Annotated in this window: 3 protein-coding genes and 1 pseudogene; 3 read left to right on the forward strand and 1 reads right to left on the reverse strand. The window is 53.1% G+C overall.

The features are described from left to right. Positions 1-98: 98 nt before the first annotated feature. Positions 99-482 (reverse strand): annotated as a pseudogene (locus BN1127_RS10695) (class IV adenylate cyclase); the annotation flags it as partial. A gap of 270 nt (positions 483-752) precedes the next feature. Between BN1127_RS10695 and BN1127_RS10700 the strand changes: the two are divergent. The 3 genes from BN1127_RS10700 (at position 753) to BN1127_RS22425 (ending at position 2,689) form a co-directional block, all read left to right on the forward strand. Then, positions 753-1,598, forward strand: coding sequence for a DUF5718 family protein (locus tag BN1127_RS10700; RefSeq protein ID WP_042649432.1), 846 nt, complete (start codon positions 753-755; stop codon positions 1,596-1,598). 93 nt (positions 1,599-1,691) lie between these two features. Further along, positions 1,692-2,369: a hypothetical protein gene (locus BN1127_RS21445; protein ID WP_197069637.1), complete on the forward strand. Its 678-nt coding sequence runs from the start codon at positions 1,692-1,694 to the stop codon at positions 2,367-2,369. 32 nt (positions 2,370-2,401) lie between these two features. Beyond that, a complete protein-coding gene (locus BN1127_RS22425) occupies positions 2,402-2,689 on the forward strand; it encodes a hypothetical protein (protein ID WP_197069638.1) in 288 nt (95 codons plus the stop codon). The last annotated feature ends 71 nt before the right edge of the window (positions 2,690-2,760 follow it).

Raw genomic sequence — 2,760 nt, forward strand, 5'->3', positions numbered from 1 at the left:
ATTCAAGGCATTTGCGGGAGAAAAAATCGGCTAAAACATGAAGAAATGAAATGACTGAGTCAGCCGAGAAGAATTTCCCCGCTTATTCGCACCTTCCCAAGGTGATCCACAGTGACGTGGAAGGGGCCAAGGAAGTAGATGCTGCGCCGCTTGTCGATGGTCAGCACCGGCTGGTAGCCCAGGGTGCACACCATGCTGATGGCCTTGTCCGCGTCCGTGATATTGACCGCCTCGCAGCGATCGGGCCCTGGTCCCTTGACGATCCAGAGCCGGATGCCGGAGGGGGCCATGGTGCGGATCACCAAGCTTTTCTGCTCCCTCGCCAGGGCGCGGTCCGCCGTGTCGAAGTAGCAGTCCTGCTCATGATTGTCCGCCACCATCACCTCGGGGCCGAGGGCCTCGAGGGCACGGAGGAAGGCCGCGCTATCTGCCAGGCGGTATTTGAACTCCACCTCGAAGCGACCCTGAAAATGTGTGGTCATGGCTCGGCACCGGCACCCAAACGGAAAATGAATAGGGCAGACTAGCAAAAGCGCGGGGCTCGCCCAAGCACCGGGATCACAGCCTGGCGCCGACTGCTCTCTTTATGACCATCTGGTGAGGGAAAATCCGCCCTGGTGCACAGCTTGCGGCCGGGCAACTGGGCGCCGCCTGGGGGCTGTGCTCTAATAAGCTCCCTCTTTGGCGGTAGTGCTGCCGCCCTGAACATCGACAACGAGGCGGCGGCCCGGGCCGCGCCAATGGAGCCACAGATGCAGATCACCAGATTGAACCGCTTTATCGGATTGGGGGTGGCGGGCAACTTCGCCGGCCATCTGGAGCAGGCAGGGGAGGCGGCAGATTTCGTCGCCGTCAAGGTCGCGGACAAGGTTGCCCCCAAGGCGCTGTTCCCCTTCTATGTGCCGGATCATCCGGGCCAGCTCGGGGTCTTCCCATTGAGCGGTGAGGCCATCTTCCTGCCAGAGGCGGCGGTGAGCGGTGACGAGAAGGTGCAAATCGAGCCGGAAGTGGCGCTCTGGTGTGAGCTGGAGTACGCAGGGGAGCAGGTGGTGGCCATCCATCCCAAGGCGTTCGGCGCCTACAACGACTGCTCCATCCGTCGCCCCAACGCCAGGAAGATCAGCGAGAAGAAGAACTGGGGGGAGGAGAGCAAGGGACTGGCGGCCACTCTGCTGCCCCTCGGCAGTTTTGTCCCGGGGTGCGAGCTAGACGACTATCGCATCGCCTGCTACCTGGAACGGGATGGCGAGCTGCATCCCTATGGGGTTGACAGTGCGGCGGTGGATTACAGCTACTTCCATCGGCAGCTGCTCGACTGGGCCATCGACAAGTTCAACCATCAGCAGGATGAGGGCCCGGCCGAGCATATCCAGGGGCTGCTGGCCCAGGCGGGGCACCCGGCCCATGCGCTCATCAGCATAGGGGCCACCCGCTACACCCCCTTCGGCGAGACCCACTTCCTCGCGCCTGGTGACACTTCCTGCGTGGTGGTCTACCCGGCCAGCCGTTACGGCGAGGCGGATATTCGCGAGGCCATTCGCTGCCGCACCTTTGGCCCGGATGTCTCCGCCTTGCTCCAGGCAGTTAGGAGCAGGTAATAGTTAGGATTTATTAATTTAGCTAGAGGTGAAAAATCTAACGATAAACACTTCGATGGTAAAGCATAACAAAAATGATAAAAGAGGGATTTTATGTCAACTATATCTGTTCGTTCTGAAACCCAACAAAATGCTGTAGCTGGTGAAGTCGCAGCTCTGATCGCAGTAGTTAGACCAATTTTGGACGGGTTGCTACAAAGTCTGAAGGCAGATGTCGCTAATGAAGTTGGTGGATTGTCTGGTGTAAAACTTAAAATGCTTCCTCGTCTTTATCGTGCTGGCGATGGAGATTGTGGAATTTGTTTCGAATATGCTGTTCATGATGCAATCTTGCAAAAAGACTCTGATGTGCTCGAACGTGTAGAGGATGCCCTAAAATTATGTAAAGTTCCTGGTAAGGCATATCAATCAATACTTTTCGGTGCAGAGAAAAAAGGAGCAAGTCAGTTAATTGCAACGGCTGAAAAGGTTCTTACTGATGATTCTAGACTTTTGACAGGGAAGCAGTCTCAGCCTCCAAAGTTGAAAGGATATCTGAACACTTTGGCTGCGGCGTTTCGTCGCCCAACAACAAGATTATCTCTTCCAACAAGTATCAACGGATTATGGAAGGCAGATCTTTTCCTTGGTACTACAGATGGAGATAGATATATTGGAACAACCGTAAAAATAAATCAGACTCAACTTGAGGCAGCTAATGGGCTGAGGGTTGGTATTGTGCCAGCCAAGGAGCTTCTGATAAAATTAAAAAGGATGATAGAAAAAATCTAATCATATGCCCATTACCTTATGACCAGTCTTTTATGGAAGTTTTTTTTAGTGCATGGGGAATAGTGCAGCAGTTTATATATGCTGATGCCGAAATGCCAAAGGAAGTCGCGTTGCCAATACCCTCTCATCGGCAGGTAGTCAAAGAGTTGGTTTCACGACGAGAGTTTTCTATTGTTGAAGTTATCGAGGCACTTAAACCAATCGCACAGCCCGAACTTCTCGCTACGGCGCAAAGCTATCAATCTCAAACATCTATAATGCCAGGGCAAATCATGATAGATGGAATAATATCTCCTATACCAAAGAAATCTGGTCTGTAAATATTGATTGATGGTGTGGATTAATATGGCGCTATTAATTGTGACGTACTACGCGAATTCAACTTCGAAGT

It is taken from the genome of Aeromonas media, from assembly GCF_000819985.1.
Lineage (GTDB): Bacteria > Pseudomonadota > Gammaproteobacteria > Enterobacterales > Aeromonadaceae > Aeromonas > Aeromonas media.

Excerpts from the sequence above, each read along its gene's own strand:
- BN1127_RS10700 (WP_042649432.1), top strand. The coding sequence starts at position 753 with ATGCAGATCACCAGATTGAACCGCTTTATCGGATTGGGGGTGGCGGGC.
- BN1127_RS21445 (WP_197069637.1), top strand. The coding sequence starts at position 1,692 with ATGTCAACTATATCTGTTCGTTCTGAAACCCAACAAAATGCTGTAGCT.
- BN1127_RS22425 (WP_197069638.1), top strand. The coding sequence starts at position 2,402 with ATGGAAGTTTTTTTTAGTGCATGGGGAATAGTGCAGCAGTTTATATAT.